Below are 21650 nucleotides of genomic sequence, written 5' to 3' on the forward strand. Positions count from 1 at the left end.
CCTCTATAATGCATTTGAATAGTGATTGATGCTTGATACTTTGCTAAGGTTTATACCATGTCGATTCAGCCCCCATCGTCAGAATTTGCCTCATTGTTGCGTCAAGTTCAACAGGCCGAGGTAACGCCCACCCAAACACAGCTCGATGATGTGTATCGTCAGCTTAACCAACGGATTCAGCAATTGCAGCGCTATGTACCCGACCCAATTGTCCAGCGCTTAAAACACGGCGATTTGCCAATTCCCTATGGCGAACGTTGGTTGGGTTCGTTGCTATTTGCCGATCTTTCGGGCTTTACTGCGCTTTCCGAAAGCCTAACCCGTTTGGGCAAAGAGGGGGCTGAGCAAGTAACCAGCATTATCAACCGCTTGTTTAATCAGTTGGTGGCTGATATCGAGGCCCACGGCGGTGCATTAATTAAATTTGGCGGCGATGCAGTCACCGCCTTTTTTGATCAAACTAAGCTTGGCGAGCAGCATGCCTTGTATGCCGCCCACGCCGCCCAAGCCATGCAAGCATCAATGGCAACCTTGGGTAAAATCCAGATTCGGGCTGGCCAATTTAACCTCACTCTGCGCATTGGCGTGCATAGCGGCGAGGCTTTTGCGGCGTTGCTGGGCGATCAACAACATGCCGAGTTGATGCTGACTGGGATTGCCGTCAACTTGGTGGCGCGTGCTCAAGAGTTGGCGCGACCTGGCGAGGTGGTTTGTTCCAAAGAAACCATGCGTTTGCTGGGCTTACCAACTGATCCCATGAATCCATTTACGGCCTTAACAACTGCGCTCGAACATCCGCCTTATCAATCAACCAGTCAAGCCCCCAGCATCCCGCAAACCATCACTTTAGCCGATGTTCAAGCCCTTGCCAGCATCTATGCAGGCATTCAGCGTTTGTTGCCTCAACGCATGAGCGAAGAGCAATTGCTCAGTAACGCCGCCAGCAGAACTGGCGAAATTCGGCTGGTCACGATTGTTTTTGCCCATATTGCACCCTTCAGCACGATTGTCGAATTGTGTCATGATGCCAGCGCAACCCAATTGCTCAACCACTACTACCAACGCATGCAGCAAATCGTCAATCACTATGGCGGGGTGGTCAATAAGCTCGATATGGCCGCCGATGGCGATAAATTGCTGGCGATCTTTGGCGCACCGATTGCCAACGAAAATGATACTGAGTTGGCAGTGCGCACTGGCCTTGATATGCAATCGGCCATGAACGAAATTAATGCCCTGATTCAACAGTACGACCCACGCTTGCCCTTGCTTGATCAACAAATTGGGATCAATCAAGGCCATGTGTTTGCGGGAATTGTTGGCAGCGAAACCCGCCGCGAATATACCGTGATGGGTGATCCAGTCAATACTGCTGTGCGCCTGATGAGTGTTTGTCGCTATGGCGAAGTGCTGGCCAGCCCCACGATCAAGCGGCTTACCAGCCATGCCTTTGCCTACGAAACCCTGCCAGCCTTGCCGCTCAAAGGCAAAAGCCAACCTATCGAGCCGGCTCGGGTTGATCGAGCCTACAATGTGCGGCGCGAAACCATGCGGGCCGATTTGGTAGGGCGGGTGCAAGAACTCGAACAATTAGCCAGCATCAGCATTCAAGCCCTGCAAGGTCAAGGCCAAATTATCAATATCTTCGGTGAGGCTGGCATTGGCAAATCGCGCTTGCTCGAAGAATTGCTCAGCCGTTTGTCGTTGGCTTCGTTCGACCCAAACTTGAATGTGCCCGAATTTATGCCAATTACGATTGAATGCCAGTTGTATGAGCAAACAACTCCATTTGCCTCGGCCAGCGAAGTCTTGCGTCAAGTATTACGCTTGAGCAGCAGCCTGAATGGCGAACGCTTGGTGCAAGTTATCAGCCAGCGGGTCAATCGGCTTGTGCCCGAATTAGAGCGATTTTTGCCCTTGCTCAGCGATATTTTGCATGTGAGCTTGGCTGAAAACGAGCTAACCCAAGCCCTAGCGCCCGAACAGCGCCATGATCAAACGATTGAATTGGTAGTGGCCTTGATGCTCGCCAGCGCCAACATCACTCCGCTAGTAATTTTATGGGATGATGCCCACTGGATCGATGCCTCATCACGCCAATTGCTTGAACGCTTAGCCAAACATACCCATCAGGCAGCGATTGCCTTGCTGATTGGTTCGCGCACCAAGGGCTTATCGGCCATGACTTGGCCTGAGCAAACAGTCCATCTTGAGTTAAGCGAATTGAGCATGCCCGAAAGTGAAGCGCTTGCCAGTGCGATTATTGGCCATGCCCCGTTGCCAACGGCCTTGCTCGAACGCTGGCGACGCAGCGATGAGCGTTTTTTCAATCCCCAGGGCAATCCATTTTTCATTGAAGAAATGATGCGCAGCCTGATTCAACAAGGTGTCATTGTCGAAACTGCCAATGGCTGGGATTTACGCGGCGAACTTGATAGCTTGCCAACCACGATTGAGGGTGTCATCACAGCACGCTTGGATCGGCTGGATAATCGGATTCGCGAAACTGTTCAAGTGGCCTCGGTGGTTGGGCGACGCTTTGAACTAAATATTTTGCGTGGCATTACCAACGACGACGATTTAGTTAATCAAATGGATCGCTTGACCAATGCTGATGTAGTGTTGCCCGACCATATTGCCGCCGAGTTGGCCTATTTGTTCAAACATACGCTAACTCGTGATGTGGCCTACGAAGGCATTTTGTATGCCCGCCGCCGCGATTTGCATCGCCGAGTGGCTGCGCGGATTCAAGAAGTCCATCGCCAAAATTTGGTTGATGTGTTGCCGATTTTGGCCCGGCATTATGCTCGAGCCGAGGCTTGGCATGAAGCAGTGCGCTATTATCGCGAAGCTGGAATCGCCTCACAAAAACGTTATTACAACGCCGAGGCATGTGCCCATTATCGTGATGCCCTTGAGCTATTGCCCAATCTGAGCGCCTTTGATCGCTCGTTGGAGCAAGAGCTGACTGAGCGTTTGGGCTACGTCACGATGCAGGCTGGTGATTATGCTGAAGCCTTGCCAATTCTCGCTCAAGCCCAAATCCAATTACGCCAAAGTAGCGTTTATAGCAGTAGCCGCGAAGCACGGATTTTGCGCCATATCACCACAATTTACGAACGGCGCGGCGAATACGAGCCAGCCTTTGAGCATCTCCAACAAGCACTCGATTTGTTGGGCGAAAGTCAATCGGCGGAGCGAGTACGGGCCTTATTGCTTGGCTCGGGGCTGCATCAACGCCAAGGTCGTTATCATGAAACAATTACCTGGGCGGAGCAAGCCTTAGCAATTGCCGAACAATTAAATGCCCAACCAGAACAAGCCCGCGCCTATCTGCTGATTGGCGGAACCTATCGCGTGCTTGGCTCGCGTGAGCAGGCAGTTGGCTATTTGGCTAAATCGATCGAACTATATCAGGCGGTCAATGACATTTCGCGTTTGGCCGATGCCTACAACAACGCCGCGATCAACTTTAGCGATCTTGAACAATGGGAGGAATCAATCGCCCTATATCAGGCTGCCTTGAACATCAAAAAGACCATCAATGATAGTTATGGTCAAGCACTCGTTAGCCTCAACCTTGGTGAGTTATATCGCAAGACTCAGCAATTTGACCAAGCTTTAGAGACCTTCAACCAAAGTTTACAGCTTTGGAACAAGCTTAACTCTAAGCTTGGAGCCGCCGTCACCCAGATGAATATGGGCAACACGCTGTTTGCTCAAGGCCAAAGCGCCACCGCTGAATCCATGCTCGATCGCAGCCGCGCTATTTTTGATGAAATCCATGTCGATTCATTTTTACCCGAGCTGTATCGGATTTATGCTGAACTTTTTTATAGCCGCCACAACTATGCCAAAGCCTTAGATTATTGTGATTTTGCCTTGGAACAGGCTCGCCAACATTCAGCCAAAGCCGATGAAGGCCTAGCCCAACTGACTCAAAGTAAGATTCTGCTGGCCTTAGACCATTATGATCCAGCCCTACATGCTGCGGAACAAGCACTCCAGTTGTTGCAAGAATGCGATAACCAAGCTGATGTTGAACGCTGTTTGGAGCAACTGATCGCTCTGACCCAGATCAACGATCCGCAGCGCATGGCTAATTATCAGAATCAACTAGCCCGGTTAACCAAGGCTTAGCAACAGATTTTCGCGATGGAGGGTTTATGCGCCGTTTCAGTAAAGTCCGCTTACTGGGAATATGTGTTTTGCTGTTAAGTTTGACGGCTTATCAGCCAACACCCCAGAGTTCGGCCCGAGTACTTCGCAGCCTTGTGCCAGTGCCCGAAATCGAATCAAACGATGCCTGGCAAAATGCCCATGATTTGTCCGATGATTGTGCTTGGCCGAGCATTACGATTTGTGATATAGCTGGTGAGCTCGATGATGGTGAGGATTTAGATTGGTATAAAATTACGGTGCGGCCTGCAACGACCTTGGCGATTAGTCTTACCGACACCTTTGGTGATTATCAAGTAGCTTTATTTTATGATTTAGCCAAGCCAATCACCCAAACTGGTCATGTTTCACTGGGCAACCTGAACGCGATTGGCAATCTGAATGCGATTGGCAATCTGAATGCGATTGGTAACCTGAACGCGATTGGTAACCTGAACGCGATTGGTAACCTGAACGCGATTGGCAATTTGAATGCGATTGGCAATTTGAATGCGATTGGCTCAAATGGCTATTCCGATGCCAGTATTAATAGTTTTCTATGGACACCTGGTTCCTATTATGTGCTGGTCTATCCGCTTGATGAGGATCAGTCAGGCGATTATAACTTGGCAATCGAAGCCGTGTTCGACCAGAATTTGACCAAACCATTGCCAATTCCCTTTATGATTAACCAAAGTGAGCCACCCGATTGCAAACGCTCACTCTATATCACCAATAGTGATTACTTTAATATTTATGAAACATTCGCGCCCTACAATACCAGTGTTTATACTGAACTTTTAGGGCTATCATCGAAGCCAGGCGATACAAGCGGATTGGTGCTTGATTTGGCCAATATCTCGTGGATTCAGCCAAGTAATGCATTTAGCAATCAATCAACGCAGTGGGATGCCAACCGCACCAATCCATTCTATGCCAATCGGATTGCTGAAGGTGTGCACCATCTGATTACTCAATATGCGCGACGCTGTGCAAGCTTACGCTATGTCACGATTGTTGGCGGCGATTACGTCGTACCATTCTATCGCGTGCCCGATGAAACTGTGATTGCCAATGAAGGCGATTATCTGGCGAGTTCAGGGATTAATGCTAATAGCTTTACTGCTAGCAGCATGAAATATAAAACAATCTTGACTGATAATATTTATGGTGCAATCAAGCCAATTCCTTATCGTGGTCGCCAATTATGGGTTCCAGAACTCAGCGTAGGCCGCTTAGTCGAAGGTGCTGATGCAATTCATTTATATCTCAAGAGCATGAACCAGCATACCGATTTTCCGAGTGGCAGCATGATTAATTTAAATCCTCAACCGCAACAAGCCAATTTGGTGACAGGCTATGATTTCTTGCTCGATCAAGCCAAGGTTGTCTCGGGAACGTTGACAAGCTTGGTCGGTGCGCGTCCGGTTGGCTTGATCAGCGATACATGGGATGCTGATGATCTTTTTGATATTTGGTGGCCCGATGTTGATAATGGTATGTCTAACTCACCCTATCCAGCCCAATCAATTAATGCCCACTTTACCCACTATCAGGCGATTCCGGCCAATTTTGAAACCTCAAGCGATGTTGTGACGGCCTCGTTGCTCTATCATCATCCTTTCAGTCCGGTTGCGCTTGAAGATGCCTATCAACGGAATCGTTTAGGTTATAGCGTTGGCTGCCACTCAGGCTATAGTGTCTATGATAACGATGTTGCTGGTGGCCTCACGAATCCAGTTGCGATCGACTTTCCTCAAGCGTATATGAAGCAACATGGAGCATGGATTGGCAATACTGGCTTTGGCTATGGTGATAGCGATTTAGTTGGCTATTCGGAAAAGCTCATGGCCCAATTTACGCTGGAGATTGGCCGTGAGTGGAAAAATCAATCAGGGTTTTATGGGGGCATGCCTGTTGGCTATGCCTTAGTTCGGGCCAAACGCAGCTACTTACGTGAAGGCACACCAGGCACATTCAGTGTCTACGATGAAAAAGTGCTGTTGCAATCAACCTTGTATGGTTTGCCAATGATTCGGGTTTGGGTACCCAATCAAATTCCCTTCCCACCAAATGATCGCCAAGATTTTGCCTGTTTGACCTGCCCACCATCAGTTGCCCATCGAGCAACCGTCACTGATCGCGCGATTGATCGTGATATTACCTTTAATATTAACTACACGACTGCCCAAGATAATGCGCGTGGAAAAATTCTTAGGGCGCAGGCAACCGTGGTCAACGATACTGAGGGCTTATTAACTGGTCAGATGTTTAATAGCTCACTGGTCAATGCGGCAGGCTTGCCATCATTACCCAACTTTAGCATTCCACTGTCGTTGACCGATGGTTTCGGCGAGCAGCGCATTCAGGGGATTCAGTTCCTTGGTGGAACTACCACCACTGCTGCGACCTTTAATCCAGTTATTACCCGTTTGATCACCGATGAAATTTATTTGAGCCACGAACCAACCTTCGATTTTACTGATCGTTGGTATCCCGACCAACCATTTAGCTATAGCGTGTTCGAGAGCGATAACCTTGATGATGATGGGCCGCTCAACCAAGATCGGCGTTTCTCGCAGCTCTTGCTAACTCCAACTCAGTTCAAGGGTAATACCGAGGGTGGCGAGTTACGCCAATTCAGTACAATTACCTTGCGACTGAAATATTTGAGTGATGGTGCTGATGACGATTTGCTTGACGATACTTTTGATCCAATCGTGCGTGATACTCAACGCACCAGCGATGGCAAAATTCGCGCAATCGTAATCGAACGCGATGGTGATGGCCCAGGCGATGAGCTTGATGCTGAGATGGTTATCAAAACCAATAGTGGTGCTTGGGAAACTGTTAGCATGAGCACCTTCCAAATTGGCACAACTGAACGCTGGCAAATTGAAGGTAGCCTGCCCGCCAATACCTATCTACCATTGCAACTGCTGATTCAAGTTGAGGATGCGGCTGGTAATGTCGGGGTTGAAACCTATGGCGGGCGTTTCGATATTGATTATGAGATGTATTTACCCAATGTAAATGTCAACCGCTAGCTAGTTTCCCCTCACCCCTAGCCCTCGTCTTATATAGAAACCCGCCAGCATTCCCTCACCCCCAACCCCTCTCCCACTGCGATGGGAGAGGGGCGTTAGGTTAGATGGAGTAGGCTATGTGAGGTGGGGTGAGGGATCTTCCCATGCATTTGATCAAAAAAGTGCTACACTTAACTCTGTGTGATTATTACCCCTACCTCTGCCTCAGCTACACCCAGTTTCCGCCAAGCCTACAGGAGTACGAAACCTATGGAAGAGCAACCGACTAAACCTGTTAAGGATGGGCTGATCGCCCAAAGTTATATTCCAACCGATCAAATTGCTACGGTGTTGTATTTGGCTGATCGCTTGGAAAAGCCGTTATTGGCCGAAGGTCCAGCCGGGGTTGGTAAAACTGAGCTTGCTAAGGCTTGGGCTGCGGCAACTGGCCGCGAGTTGATTCGTTTGCAGTGCTATGAAGGGCTTGATGAAACCAAAGCGCTCTATGAGTGGGAATATGCCAAGCAAATGTTGTATACCCAACTGCTGCGCGATAAGCTCAATAATTTGCTTTCAGATGCCGATTCGTTGCGCTCCGCCGCCGATCGCCTTGCCGCCGAAGAAGAAGTGTTCTTCTCGCAGCGCTTTTTATTGCAACGTCCCTTGCTCAAGGCGATTCTCAATCCCAAGCCTACGCTGCTCTTGATCGACGAAATTGATCGAGCTGATGCTGAGTTTGAGGCCTTTTTGCTCGAAGTGCTGTCGGATTTTCAAATTACTGTGCCCGAGCTTGGCACGCTCAAAGCGGCCCATCGGCCAATCGTAATTTTGACCAGCAATAATACTCGTGAACTTTCCGAAGCCCTCAAGCGGCGTTGTATGTACTTATTTATTGGCTATCCTTCGCTCGAAGAAGAATTACGAATCGTTGAAATGAAAGTGCCAGCCTTGGGAGCCAAATTGGCCCGCCAAGCGGTCGAGTTTGTGCAACGCTTGCGCAATCTTGATCTCAAAAAGTCGCCTTCAATCTCTGAAACCCTGGATTGGGCACGGGCTTTGGTGCTGCTCAACGCCAAACAACTTGATCAGGATGTGCTTGATCAAACCATGACTGTGCTCTTGAAGCATGAAAGCGACCTACAACGCACTCAACGCGCCATTCAAACAGGCCGCAACCGCAACGACGAAGGACGAAGGAAAGGATGAAGGATGAAACCTTATCTTTAGCATCACGACAATGCTCATTTGGTAGCTTTTTCAAAGCTATTTCATCCCTCATCCCTCATCCCTTCAAAAGGGGGTTTTTACGATGCATGAACGAATTGTGGCCTTTGTCAAGGCGCTGCGAGCAGCCGGAGTTCGTGTGTCGCTCGCCGAAAGCCTTGATAGTTTTAACGCCTTAGAGCAGCTTGGCATCAGCGATCGCCAGCTTTTTCACGATGCGCTGTTGGCGACCTTGGTCAAAGATGCGAGCCAGCAAGCCCAATTTGAGGAACTGTTTCCGCTCTTTTTTGGCCATGGCGATGCTCCGATGATCAGCGGAGCCAATGGCTTGAGCGGGTTAGATCCCGACGAATTACAGCAATTGCGCCAAGAAATTGCCCAATTACGCGAACGTATTCGCGAATTAATGCAACGCCTAATGGATGGCCAAAATCTCACGCCAGAGGAATTGGCGGCGTTGGCGCGTAGCTCGGGCATTAATCACATTCAATCGCTCAACCAACGCCGCTGGGTCGAACGGCGCATGGAACAACAAATGGGCCTGAATGAATTTAAACAAGCGCTGGAAGCTTTACTCAAACAATTAGAAGAAGGCGGGATGGATGCCGCCGCCTTGACTGAAATTATGCAGCAAATGCAGGGCAACGCCCAAGCTCTGCGCGACCAAATTAGCCAATTCGTTGGTTCGGGCTTGGCCGAGCGCATGAGCAACGACTACAATCCGCAAACTGGCGATGATCTGCAACATCGGCCATTTGGCTCGCTCTCCGATGCTGATCTGCAACGCATGCGCCAAGAAGTGCGCCGTTTAGCAGCGTTGTTGCGTTCGCGGGCGGCTTTGCGCCAAAAACGCGATAAAGCAGGTCAGGTCGATATCAAACGCACCATGCGCAACAATATGCGCTACGACGGTGTGCCAATGAAATTGGAATATCGTAAAAAGCAGCAAAAACCTAAGTTGGTAATCATCTGCGATATTTCAACTTCGATGCGGCCAGTAGCTGAATTTATGCTGCGCATGATTTATGAACTGCAAGATCAAGTTAGTAAAACCCATTCATTTGCTTTTATCGCCAATTTGCACGACATTACTGAGCAATTGAATGATAGCCGCGCCGATATTAGCGTCAATGATGTGCTCGAAAGTATCCCACCTGGCTACTACAACACCGACCTTGGCCACAGCCTCGATACCTTTTTGCATAGCCATCTTAGTACGGTCGATTGGCGTACTACGGTGATTATTGTGGGCGATGGTCGGAATAATTTCAACAATCCACGGCTGGAATCATTGCAAACAATTCGTCGCCATGCCAAGCGCTTAATCTGGTTTACTCCCGAAGATCGCTGGCAATGGGGCACTGGCGATAGCGATATGCAGCTCTATGCGCCGCTTTGCGACCGAGTACACCTCGTGACCAACCTCGCTGAACTAACTGCTGCAGTTGATCGCTTATTGGCTAACTAGCTATTTAGCGAGCCACCTATAGGCCGTAGGTGGCTCATGCATCCTCAAAAATAATCCCCTCTGTGGTTGCTTTAATCCACAATTAACCTGTGCTATAGTTCGTTGGGCAAGTGTGAGCTAGCTAACAGCCGCTTGTTTACGAATTGGGCATAATAGAACCACGATACATCAAACCCACGTCAACCCAGAAGGAGATAACCAATGACAACCATGACAGTGCGTTTTTGGGGTGTGCGTGGCAGCCACCCAGTATCCGGCCCAGAATATTTGAAGTACGGCGGCAACACGTTATGCGTCGAGGTCGAGGCCAATGGCCATACGATTATCCTCGATGCAGGAACTGGCATTATTAACCTTGGCAAAAGCCTCAATGCTCGCGCCAAAGCCAGTGGTAAGCCCATCGATGTGACAATTTTGTTCAGCCATATGCACCATGATCATACCCAGGGTTTTCCATTTTTCACCCCTGCCTATCGTGGTGACACCAATATGCACATCTTTGGGCCTGGTATTTTTGAACGTGATTTAGAAGAAACCCTTGCAAAAACCATGTTGCCGCCAGTTTTTCCTGTATCGATGGCCGAATTGCCTGCCCAAAAAATCGTTTCGAGCATCCGCGAAACTGATGTATTATTGCTTTCAGAGGCGGTGGGCGGCGCGATGCTGCGCAATCGTTTTCACGATAATCTGAGCGATATCGATGAAAATATGATTGTGATCAAAGCCTTGCGCTCATATGCACACCCCGATGGCGTGTTAGTTTACCGCATTGAATGGCAAGGAATGAGCGTTGTCTACGCCACTGACACAGAAGGCTATATTAATGGTGATCAACGGCTAGCTCAATTTGCTCAAGGTGCTGATGTGCTGATCCACGATGCTCAATATACCGAGGAGCATTATCTGGGCAAAGCACCAGGCTTTGGTTCAACCCAAGGCTGGGGTCACTCAACCGCCACGATGGCTTGTGATGTGGCCAAATCGGCCAAAGTCGGCACATTAGTCTTGTTCCATCACGAGCCAACCTATGGTGACGATGTGATCGAGACAATTGAAAACCATGCCAAATCGATGTTTGCTGGAGCAGTCGCTGCCCGCGAAGGCTTAGAATTGGTGCTGAACCAACCGCAACCCGAAGGAGCCAGCGTTGCGGATGCCAGCACTGCCGTAACTGAGCCATTAAGCAGTGACGTTGCGAGTTGATCAACGGTAGCAGGTGGAGGAACACGCCCATGAATCCAACCATCACAACGATTACTCCGAGTTTTGGCTGGCGCATGCTAGGAGATAGCCCAATGTTGAGCGATACAGAACTGGCGTTACTCCGCGATGTTGAGCTATTTGACGGCCTTGCTCCTGAGCAGGCCGCTCAAATTAGTCGGCGCTTGGTGCGGCGTACCTTCCCTGCTGGAACCAATTTGATGTCGGTCGAGCAACCAGGCGAGGTTGTGTATATTATTCTGAATGGCACGGTCAAAATTCATGTTGAGCAAGCCGATGGCACCGATGTGATTATCGCGATGCTTGGGGCTGGCGATACGGTCGGCGAAATGAGCTTAATCGATAGTGCTGGCCGCTCGGCTACCGTGGTCACGCAAGAAGAATCAACCTTGCTCTGGATGAATCGCACAGCTTTTTTGGAAGCTTTGCAAAATGCTCCAGTCATAACCTTAAACCTTGTGCGCATGCTTTCGAGCCGTTTACGGCTGGCCAATGAGCAAATTCAGGCCTTGGCGACGCTCGATGTGCATGGGCGCGTGGCTCGCCAACTCTTGGCCTTTGCCCAAAAATACGGTCATGCCGATGAAACGGGCACGGTGCAAATTCCAATTCGGCTCACTCAGAGCGATTTGGCGGGCTTGGTCGGGGCATCGCGCGAACGAGTCAACCAAGTGATCGGCTATTTCAAACAACGCCGCTATCTCAGCGTCGATCAACATTATCACATCAGCTTGCACAATCTTGAGGCCTTGGCCAAACGGATTAAGTGAGTTGTAATTAAATTTATTTGACAAGATTTATTTATAAATATAGAATGCTTCTCAATGTTGAGAGGCATTCTATATTTACATCTATACTCCCCCTCCCTATCAATCAAAATTCTTCTATTTTTTAATTGAGAGGCTTCTATAAGATCTAAGAAGTTCACACGTCGTGCATTTTTTAATGCTTCTATCGCTGGTTATCTAGGCATAGCTTACTTATCATCAGTAAAAGATGTATCTGCTTCAGCATCAGATACAGTTGATGTTTCAAAAGTTGATCACATTTCCCCATCAGGGATAAAGCAGTATCGAGTTGAAGGAAGGTCTTATAATGATTTTGAAAATATTATCTTAGCTTCAAGACATAATTACTATACTATGCTCGTGAAACATATTTTGATTGATGACTATAATTATAAATCAGATATTTATAATTCGATAAAGAAATCCATTAATAATAGAATAGAATTTATGTCAGTTGATGGATGATCATACATAGATTATGAACTAACGATTGATATTATTGGAATATGGGCAGGGGATAAATCTGCCAGTGCAATTTTTAGCGAATCTGTTAAGTTGAAATTATCGGGAGATCCTGATTCAAGATCACCAAGATACTCAAAAGAAATAAATTATCATATGATGTCTTTTTCCTTTGAAGATAGCTCATGGAAAATATCATATGACGATGATCGTTTCGGTATAGAGCATAATATTACTAGAAAAAATAGTGATATTGAGATTAATCCGGCTAGTAGCGATATTAAAAAACGAATCGATCAAAATACTTTACAAAAATCTATTTACTTATTGGATACCGAAAGAAAAAATTCTACGAATCTGGTCTATAGTAGAGAATTAGCAACCCAGTATGCAATCGCTCATGGAGCACAAGAAGGTGAAAATGGTTATCATGAATTTTCTTATAATTGTACTAATTTTATTTCACAATGCCTATGGACGGGCGGATGGGTTGAAGTAGCTGGATATTATAAATCTAACAGCGGTTGGTGGTACAGTGGTGGATGGCCATTTTATGCTGCATATCCTTGGCATAATGCACAATATTGGTATGAATTCACAAATAATACTCGTAGAGGTGAACGAATTTATAATATTTGGGATCTATGGTTTGGTGATATTCTACAATATAATTGGACTAAAGGTTATACCATGGATCACTCTGCAATAGTGTCTTATCGAAGTTATACAGGTGTTATATATATGACCCAACATACACCTAATTATGAAGGGAAACCATTAAGCGATGTAGTAGCAGGTGATGTAGATGGTGATTGGAATTATTTTCCGTGGAGAATGTATGTAAATTATGAGATGTAATAAATAAAAACTATGAAAAGGATACTATTTACGAATAGTATCCTTTTCATACAAGGATTTATATTATGAAAAAGTTTATCATTTTTATAAGTTTACTAGTAATTAGTGGTTTAGGCATTGGGATTATTTTTAAATTTAATCAATATCCGCTGCATGCCCATCCTCAAGCAGCAGTTGAAGCCTATTTGCAATTTATGCAGCAACCCGATTCCCTAAGTGAGCACGAGGTGTTTGTTGATCAGATTGAGCAGCAACGTAGCCAATTGCAGCAAGCTACGGCGATCTACGCCAATCAAACTATTGATTTTCAGGCCGTGGCCTTCCATGATACCGCTAACCAATTTTACAAAACAGCAGTAATTACCAGCACATTAACTGATCAATCCGGCCAACAACGCCAGCTTGTGGATAAAGTTGTGGTTCAGCAGGTGCGGGTCAATCATCAATATTTGCCAAGCACAAAAGCCGAAGTAAGCTGGAAAATACACTTAATTAATGGAGATTTGCCCCAGATTGTGCCCTAAAATGATCATGCATGATCTGGATATGAGGAATGATCATGCTCTACTACCCCAAAATGCCCGATAGTCGCAACGCACCCTTGACCCGTTGCTGGGCTTTTGAAAAATACGATGGCACAAATTTGCATTGGGATTGGGATCGTGAGGCTGGTTGGCATCGCTTTGGCACACGCCGCGAGGCCTTTGAATTGACCAGCCATGGCATTGAACAATTTAGCCAAGCCCATGACCATCTTCAGGCAGCGCCAAGCGTATTTCAAGCGACATTAGCCCAGCCATTAGCCGAAATCTTGCTGAGCCATGCCAAGTATCAAACCTCCAATGAAATTCGCGTGTTTACTGAGTTTTTTGGCCCCAACTCATTTGCAGGCTTGCACAAAACCAGCGATCCCAAAGAATTGCGCTTGTTTGACGTTTGGCTTGAAGGCTATGGTTTTATTGGGCCACAGCAATTTGTTGCTGATTTTGTCAGCCTCAATAGTGCGCGGGTGATTTACGAAGGCAAATTAACTGGCCAATTTTTTGAAGATGTGCGCAATGGCAAATTTGGAGTGCACGAGGGCGTGGTCTGCAAAGGTGGTACTGGCGGCAACGATCTATGGATGGTTAAAATCAAAACCCGCCACTATCAAGCGCAACTCAAACAAGCCTTTGCCGAGCGCTGGGAAGATTACTGGGAGTAACCAGCTATGCTACAATCCAAGCTAGCAACTCGCTTTACAAAGGATTGAGGCAATGGCAACAAATCAAGAACTTGCGACCACACCCAACAACTCGGCCCGCGTGATTGGCCTGATTGTTGGTGATGTGGCGATTTTTGCGTTGTTTGTAATTATTGGGCGGCGCTCGCATGCCGAAGGCGTAAATGCCATGGATGTGGTGAATGTGGCTGCGCCGTTTGTGATTGGCTGGGGCATTGCCGCCCCATTGCTAAAACTGTACACTCCAGCAATTAGCGACCATACCAAAACTGCCTTGCAACGCACGGCCTTGGCTTGGTGTGTGGCAGCGCCAATTGGTTTAGCCCTGCGCTCAGTGCTTTGGAAACATGATTTCAAGCCGGGCTTTGCGATCACCACCTTTATTTTCAACATGATTTTGCTGTTGGCATGGCGTGGCTGGTCGGCCTATCGCGCTGGCAAACAGGGCCGCTAAACCAAATGCAGCGCATATACCCTTGGTTATGCGCTGCATCTATTCCTAATTTTAACCGCCGCCTGACTTAGCTCAAGCTGTGTCAGAAGCTCGGCAGATTGTAATGGTTTATGAGTAACAACTATTCTCCCATACCCTCACCCCCAGTCCCTCGCCCACTGCGGTTCCCCCTCGCCTCGCGGACGGGAGAGGGGGCTAGGGGGTGAGGGCAGGTCATGGAGTGCCAACCCAATGAACCATTACTCTAGGCTCTATGATTCATCTAAATCCAACGCCACGACCGTAGCGGTTTGGTTGGGCAATTTAGCCGAGGGCCAGTTCAAAAATAAATCGTCGGCATAATCCTTAGCAATCCACGGCAGTTCGAGTTTAACCTCAGAGTTATCAGCGATCAGTCGAGCACGTTTGACCTTGCCATTCAAGCCGCGAAAATTAATCGGGCCAATGCCCCGCTCGTAAATGTGGGCATAGATGGTCGAGCCACGTTGGGTATAGCGCCCCCACTCAGGTTTTTCTAGTTGGCTGCGACCACAGCCATAGATGCTTTCGCCATGCTCAGCCATCCATACTCCAACTTCTTGTAAAATCTGCTGGCATTCAGCCGGAATGCGGCCCTTGGCATCTGGCCCAACATTCAGCAGCAAATTACCATTTTTGCTCACACACTCAATCAAGCCATGAATCACTTGGCGCGGCGATTTGAAATCGCGGTCGCTGGCCGAATAGCCCCAATGCTGATTGAGCGTGATACAGGCTTCCCAAGGCACTGACCGCCCAAGCTGGTCAACCAAGCCTGCTGGCGGAATCAACTGCTCAGGGCAGGCAAAATCGCCAGCATAGATTTCGGGATTTGGCGTGCCAAAGCTCTTGTTGCCCTCGCCGCTAGCCGCTAAACGATTATCAATGATTAAATCTGGTTGCAACGAACGGGCTTTGTTGATCAACTCGCTGGCTCGCCAAGCCTCGCCGTTTAGCTCGCCATACGAAAAATCAAACCACATAATATCAATTTTGCCATAGTTGGTCAGCAATTCTGCGATTTGACCATGCATGTAGTCGAGGTAGCGCTGAAAATCACGCGGCTGATCGCGATAGGCCTCGTTGCCGCGCATCGGGTGATACTCATCGTCGAAAGCGGGATAATCGGGGTGATGCCAATCGAGTAGCGAATAATATAAGCCAACTTGCAAGCCCTCAGCCCGAAAGGCCTCAACATACTCGCGCACCAAATCGCGCTGAGCTGGAGTATTCGTCGATTTATAGTCGGTTAGTTGGCTATCGAACAGGCAAAAGCCATCGTGATGTTTGGCGGTTAGCACGGCATAGCGCATGCCAGCTGCCTTGGCCAGCTTGGCCCATTCGCGGGGCTGATACTCAGTTGGGTTAAATTGCTCAAAGTAGGGTTGATAGGCTTCGTTGCTGATTTTCTCTAGGCTGCGTACCCACTCGCCACGCGCTGGAATGGCATATAAGCCCCAGTGGATAAACATACCAAAACGCGCCGCTAAAAACCATTCAGTGCGCTGATTTCGCGCCGTAATAAGCGGATGTTCATTGGTCATCACGATTAATTCCTTTGCTAAGTTTATTCGTGTGATAACGTTATCATAGCGCTTTTTGGCCCTGCGCCTAGCCTAAAACATGCAGAAATAGTTGATAAAGTCAGAAATCAAAAGTCAAAAGTCAAAGGAGTCAGAGATCAGTGATCAGGGGGCAGACTATAACGCAGCGGTGCAGAGCAATGGAGGGGCCAGGAATCGGGGATCAGGGGGCAGGAAATGCGGTAGCGAAACAGAAAATAGCTAGGGGGTAGCAGAATAATCACATCCATCTGTGTCAATCTGTGGCTAAAAGCTTAACTTCGCGGCCTTCGCGCTCTTCGCGGTTTTGATCCTGTATTTATCCCCTAGACAAAATAAGTTCTTTTCTATAAAATGCGAATGAACGTTCATTCGCATTTTCCTAGCTAGGAGTTAAGTTGGTTATGGCTACAAAAGCTGAAGCTCGTCAGCGCGAAATCTTAGATGCAGCAGCGATCTGTTTTGCGCGACGCGGCTTTCATCAGACCACCATGGATGATATTTGTCGCGAAGTTAAGCTTAGCCCAGGCTCGGTTTATCGCTATTATCGTAGCAAGGATGCAATTATCGCGGCCTTTGTCGAAGATGATAGTCGCGATCTGAGCGACTTGTTGCGTCAAGTTGGTCAACAGTCAGATCTGTGGCAAGGACTCGATTGGTTGGTTGATCAGTTGTTGGCAGCGATTAGTTCGCCGCTGTATGCAGAACTCAGTGCCGAAATTGGCTCGGAAACCATGCATAATCCAAGGATTGCCAGCTTGGTTCGACAGAGCGATCAGGCCAATCATCAAGCATTGATTAAATTATTCAGTCTGGCGCAACAACGTGGGCAATTAGCAACCAATTTAGATTTGCCGCAGATCGCCGATTTAATCATCGTGCTGATCGATGGCCTAACTTGGCGCAAGGGTTTGTATCCGGAACATGATTTAACCCTATATGCCACTGACCTCAAACATACGATTAAATATCTGTTGTCTGGCACTCGATTTTAATTGTGGGAGTTAGTGGCGCTTGGAGAGGTATTATGGCAGTTACAACTACCTACAAGACCACAAATGTGGTCAAAAATACCCAACGGATTGTTGGTTATGACGTAGCACGAGCCTTGGCAATTTTGGCGATGGTAATTGTGCACTTCGCATTAACCTTCGTCAATATCGAACAACCAGAAACCAATGGCTTGCTTGGCTTGATTGTGCAGTTTTGCGAGGGTCGCGCAGCGGCCTTGTTTGTCGTTTTGGCAGGAGTTGGCTTGAGTTTGATCGCCCGCACCAAAGCCAATTCCTGCCCTGAGGCACTTCAAGCCAAACGCTGGACATTGACCAAACGTGGCTTATTTCTGCTTGGCTTGGGTTTGCTCAACCTCACAATCTGGCCTGGTGATATTTTGCGGGTTTATGGGGTTTCGTTTTTGCTGATTGCTTGGCTGTTTCAAAGCTCAAATCGGCAGATCTTGGGCTTGGCCTTGGGCTTCATGCTGGCCTTTGTCGGCTTGATACTGCGCTTCAATTTCAACCAAAACTGGGATTGGACAACCCTCGAATATAGTAATTTATGGACGATCAAGGGCGGATTGCGCAATCTGTTTTTTGATGGCTTCCGCAGCGTGTTCCCTTGGACAAGCCTGATTTTCTTTGGTATATGGCTTGGCCGCCAAAACGTGCAAGCTGCGCAAGTGCGTTGGTGCTTATTTTGGGTTGGGCTAGGTGTGGCACTGGGAGCACAAATTGGATCGATTGGGTTAACCTACACTTTTACCAACGTTTGGCCAATGTTGGGGCAAGCAGATGCCGAATTATTGTTCAGCACTGGTTCAATTCCACCAATGCCATTGTTTTTGCTCTCGGCAGGTGGCGTGGCCTTGGTAATCATTATGAGTTGTGTGCATCTAAGTGAATTATTTGGTGCGAGCCGAATCATTGGCAGCTTGGCGGCAACTGGCCAATTGGCGCTGACCTGGTATATCGGCCATGTAGTAATTGGCTTGGGTGTCCTGACCAGCCTTGGGTTGTATCAAAATCAAAGTCTGGCGACTGCGCTGTGGTTGGCATTGGGTTTCTTCGGCTTGGCAGTTGGCTGTTCGGTTTGGTGGAAAAAACGCTTCAACCATGGCCCATTGGAAACAGTGTTGCGCTGGGCCACCAGCTAAAATCAACAACGCCCCCAATCGTACAATCGATCGGGGGCGTTGAATCAAATTGGATTAGACTTGGCTATCGGGTTTGATCACAGGTTTATTAGTAACTGGGTTATCCAACGGCGTATCGACACCTTCGAGGCGTTTGGCGCGGCGCAGCGAAGCGATCACCGCAATTGCCAACACACCAATAATTACCGCCAACGAAACAGGGGTTGGAACGTGATAGCCGAGCGCGATGATCAACATCTTGCTACCAACGAAGGTCAAAATCACGGCCAAACCATATTTGAGATAGTAGAATTTATCGACCACCCCAGCCAAAACGAAGTACAGCGAACGCAAACCAAGAATCGCGAATACATTCGAGGTATAGACCAAGAAGGTATCAGTCGTCACGGCAAAGATTGCTGGGATCGAGTCAACCGCAAAAATCAAGTCGCTGGCCTCGACCAAGACCAAGACCAAAAACAATGGCGTAGCCATCAGTTTACCAGCATGGCGGGTGAAGAAATGCTCGCCATGGTATTCTGAGGTAACAGGCAATACTTTACGTACCAATTTGACGACTGGATTGTTATCGGGATCAAGGTGGGTTTCACCTTGGCGAAACATCTTAAGCCCAGTGTAAATCAAGAACGCCCCAAAGACATAGATAATCCATTCAAAGCGTTCGATCAAGGCGGCCCCGACAAAAATCAGGATGGCCCGCATTACCAGCGCCCCAAACACGCCCCAGAACAACACGCGGTGTTGGTATTTGGCAGGTACTTGGAAATACGAGAAGATCAGCACAAAAACGAAGATATTGTCAACGCTCAGCGATTTTTCAATCAGATAGCCGGTCAAGAATTTGAGCGCAACATCGCCGCCTTGCCAGAAATACAAACCAACGTTGAAGGTTAACGCCAGCGAAATCCAGACGACGCTCCAAATTGCTGCTTCTTTAACTGAAACTTCGTGTGAGTTGCGATGGAACACGCCCAAGTCGAGCGCCAGCATCGCAAATACAAAGATTGTAAACCCAACCCACGGCCAAATGCCAATATCCATCGAATGCGCCTCCGCTGCTTGTTTTGGCCAGTGGTGCGAGGCATAAAAAACGCCGCGCAAGACCACACGGCACGAATAAGAAAGAAACGTGTCGTGATGGTCTTGCCGACGTGAACATTCATTGATCACGTGCAAATAGCCGGGAGCAATTAACTCCGTACTGACGACTATTTGCCCCGAAAGGCGGGTGGCTACTCCCCATGCAGTTCGTATTTTGCTACCCATCAACTCTACATTGAGTTGGGTTTGATGTCAAATAGTTTTTTGCAAGTAGCGTGCCATGCAAAGAACAGAGAACAAAGAGCATAGAACATAGGGATTGGGAAATGGTTGTTGGTTGTCGGGGATCGGTTTTTAACTACGAGAGGCACAAAGTGCTTATTTCCTGGTGGTTAATAAGGGATCAGGGGCTAGGGTTAGAGCCAACAACGCTATAATTCACCATTTTGAACCCTGACTGCTGACCCCTAATCCCGCGCCCTTTGTGCCCTTCGTGTTCTTCGTGGTTAGAAACTGACCCCTAATCCCTCGCCCCTGATCCCTCGCGTCTATTCTGTGGAAACCAACTGCCCATTAATAATTTGCTGTACGCGTAGCTCGGCGTTTTGTAACAATTGATTGCATTGGGCCGCCAGAACCATGCCGTGTTCGTAGTGACTCAAGGCTTGTTCCAACGGCAAATCACCAGCTTCGAGCGCATTAACCGTTTGTTCCAACTCATGAAAGACCGCTTCATACGATTGGTCATTTGACATAAGAATCTCCTTATTCGCCGCGAATTAAGCCCAATTCAGCACTAAAACCAGGCCCGAACACTGCCAACAAGCCTAATTCATCTTTGACTAGTGGTTGGGTGGCTAATGCTTGCTGCATCACAAAGAAAATAGTGGCCGATGACATGTTGCCATATTCGCGCAAGACTGCCCGCGAAACTGCTAAATCGGCATCAGCTAGCTGCAACGATTCTTGGTAGGCCTGCACGACCTTGGCTCCACCAGGATGCAATAAATAGCGTCCAAGATCGGCTTGACTCAGGCCATGTTGGGCCAGAAATTGCTCCAACAAAGGCCGAAATTCCTCACGCACGATCGTGGGAATCCGCGAGGAGAAGACGACTTCAAAGCCTGAATTAACTACATTCCAGCCCATAATTTCGGCGCTATCAGGGTAGAGATGGCTCAGTGTGCCAACAATCTGGCCCAAGCCTGGTTGGCGTGGGGCTACTTGATCGCCTTCGAGCAATACGGCAGTCACGCCATCGCCAAACAGCGACGTGGCAATCAAGTTGCGCTTAGAAAAATCATCGGCGAGATAGGTCAGCGAGCAAAATTCAACATTTATTAATAAGACCCGTTGGTTTGGCTCAGCGCGGAGATAATCGAAGGCCGTGTTAAGACCGCCCAAACCGCCAGCACAGCCCAAGCCCCAAATTGGCGTGCGGCGCATTTGGCGGGGCATGCCAAGCCGATGCATCAAAAGCGCATCAAGACTGGGCGCGGCCAAACCAGTTGTGGTCACAACAACCAAATGATCAATATCGTTAGGTGTGAGATCGAGCGGTTGTAAACAGGCTTCAATCGCTTGGCAACTCAAGTTTAGCGCTTCTTCAATAAAAACGTTATTGCATTCAGCAAAACTACGTGGTTCATGCCACCATTCCAAAGGTCGTACCAAGTAGCGCGTATCGATTTGGGCATGCCGAAAAATCGTCAGATAGCGCTGAATTTCGGGAAACGCCGGAGCAAAGCGTTGGGCAACCAACTCTTGCACCGCTCGTTGCGGCACGCAATACTGGGGCACACCTAGCCCAATTGCTTGGATTCGTGGCATCATCGTTCCTATCTACTAGAGGCTGCTTACCCGCTGAAGCAGTTGGCCGTTTAACTATAGCATGAGCTGAATCAGAACATAAAACATAGAGCATAGAACATTGGGGCTGAGGATTGGGTGTTGGGGATCGGGGATCAGTGGCGAGGATTCAGGGGTCAGGCTTTTA

At 48.2% G+C, this 21650-nt stretch carries 16 protein-coding genes; 12 read left to right on the forward strand and 4 right to left on the reverse strand.

The window, feature by feature from the left end:
- Positions 1 to 57 precede the first annotated feature (57 nt).
- The 10 genes from ABEB26_RS17935 (at position 58) to ABEB26_RS17980 (ending at position 14881) form a co-directional block, all read left to right on the forward strand.
- Positions 58 to 4140 carry a tetratricopeptide repeat protein gene (locus ABEB26_RS17935; RefSeq protein WP_345723412.1) on the forward strand — a complete coding sequence of 1361 codons (4083 nt, stop codon included), beginning with the start codon at positions 58 to 60 and terminating at the stop codon, positions 4138 to 4140.
- Between the two features lie 26 nt (positions 4141 to 4166).
- Entirely contained in the window at positions 4167 to 7205 is a 3039-nt protein-coding gene (locus tag ABEB26_RS17940; protein WP_345723413.1) for a hypothetical protein, read from the forward strand.
- A gap of 249 nt (positions 7206 to 7454) precedes the next feature.
- Positions 7455 to 8390, forward strand: a complete 936-nt coding sequence (locus ABEB26_RS17945) for an AAA family ATPase (RefSeq protein WP_345723414.1) — start codon at positions 7455 to 7457, stop codon at positions 8388 to 8390.
- Between the two features lie 103 nt (positions 8391 to 8493).
- Positions 8494 to 9876: a vWA domain-containing protein gene (locus tag ABEB26_RS17950; RefSeq protein ID WP_345723415.1), complete on the forward strand. Its 1383-nt coding sequence runs from the start codon at positions 8494 to 8496 to the stop codon at positions 9874 to 9876.
- Between the two features lie 201 nt (positions 9877 to 10077).
- Entirely contained in the window at positions 10078 to 11079 is a 1002-nt protein-coding gene (locus ABEB26_RS17955; RefSeq protein WP_345723416.1) for an MBL fold metallo-hydrolase, read from the forward strand.
- Between the two features lie 29 nt (positions 11080 to 11108).
- Entirely contained in the window at positions 11109 to 11867 is a 759-nt protein-coding gene (locus ABEB26_RS17960) for a Crp/Fnr family transcriptional regulator (RefSeq protein WP_345723417.1), read from the forward strand.
- Positions 11868 to 12440: 573 nt separating this feature from the next.
- Entirely contained in the window at positions 12441 to 13205 is a 765-nt protein-coding gene (locus ABEB26_RS17965) for an amidase domain-containing protein (protein ID WP_345723418.1), read from the forward strand.
- Positions 13206 to 13270: 65 nt separating this feature from the next.
- Positions 13271 to 13729: a hypothetical protein gene (locus ABEB26_RS17970; RefSeq protein ID WP_345723419.1), complete on the forward strand. Its 459-nt coding sequence runs from the start codon at positions 13271 to 13273 to the stop codon at positions 13727 to 13729.
- Between the two features lie 35 nt (positions 13730 to 13764).
- Entirely contained in the window at positions 13765 to 14409 is a 645-nt protein-coding gene (locus tag ABEB26_RS17975) for an RNA ligase family protein (RefSeq protein ID WP_345723420.1), read from the forward strand.
- 52 nt (positions 14410 to 14461) lie between these two features.
- A complete protein-coding gene (locus tag ABEB26_RS17980) occupies positions 14462 to 14881 on the forward strand; it encodes a DUF3054 domain-containing protein (RefSeq protein ID WP_345723421.1) in 420 nt (139 codons plus the stop codon).
- A 251-nt stretch (positions 14882 to 15132) separates the two neighbouring features.
- Here the strand turns inward: ABEB26_RS17980 and ABEB26_RS17985 are convergent, their stop codons facing one another.
- Positions 15133 to 16443, reverse strand: coding sequence for an alpha-L-fucosidase (locus tag ABEB26_RS17985; protein ID WP_345723422.1), 1311 nt, complete (start codon positions 16441 to 16443; stop codon positions 15133 to 15135).
- Between the two features lie 422 nt (positions 16444 to 16865).
- On the opposite strand from ABEB26_RS17985, the gene ABEB26_RS17990 reads away from it, so the two are divergent.
- Together ABEB26_RS17990 and ABEB26_RS17995 are read left to right on the forward strand one after the other, a co-directional pair.
- A complete protein-coding gene (locus ABEB26_RS17990; RefSeq protein WP_345723423.1) occupies positions 16866 to 17456 on the forward strand; it encodes a TetR/AcrR family transcriptional regulator in 591 nt (196 codons plus the stop codon).
- A 32-nt stretch (positions 17457 to 17488) separates the two neighbouring features.
- Positions 17489 to 18613, forward strand: coding sequence for a DUF418 domain-containing protein (locus ABEB26_RS17995; protein ID WP_345723424.1), 1125 nt, complete (start codon positions 17489 to 17491; stop codon positions 18611 to 18613).
- Between the two features lie 54 nt (positions 18614 to 18667).
- Here the strand turns inward: ABEB26_RS17995 and ABEB26_RS18000 are convergent, their stop codons facing one another.
- From ABEB26_RS18000 to ABEB26_RS18010, 3 genes are all read right to left on the reverse strand, one after another.
- Complete coding sequence (locus ABEB26_RS18000; protein WP_345723425.1) at positions 18668 to 19654, reverse strand: TerC family protein; 987 nt, start codon at positions 19652 to 19654, stop codon at positions 18668 to 18670.
- Between the two features lie 548 nt (positions 19655 to 20202).
- Positions 20203 to 20409: an exodeoxyribonuclease VII small subunit gene (xseB, locus tag ABEB26_RS18005; RefSeq protein WP_345723426.1), complete on the reverse strand. Its 207-nt coding sequence runs from the start codon at positions 20407 to 20409 to the stop codon at positions 20203 to 20205.
- Positions 20410 to 20419: 10 nt separating this feature from the next.
- The gene (locus ABEB26_RS18010) at positions 20420 to 21487 is read right to left on the reverse strand and encodes a type III polyketide synthase (protein ID WP_345723427.1); all 1068 of its coding nucleotides are present in this window, start codon (positions 21485 to 21487) and stop codon (positions 20420 to 20422) included.
- Between the last annotated feature and the right edge of the window lie 163 nt (positions 21488 to 21650).

The sequence above is a fragment of the Herpetosiphon gulosus genome (assembly GCF_039545135.1).
Lineage (GTDB): Bacteria > Chloroflexota > Chloroflexia > Chloroflexales > Herpetosiphonaceae > Herpetosiphon > Herpetosiphon gulosus.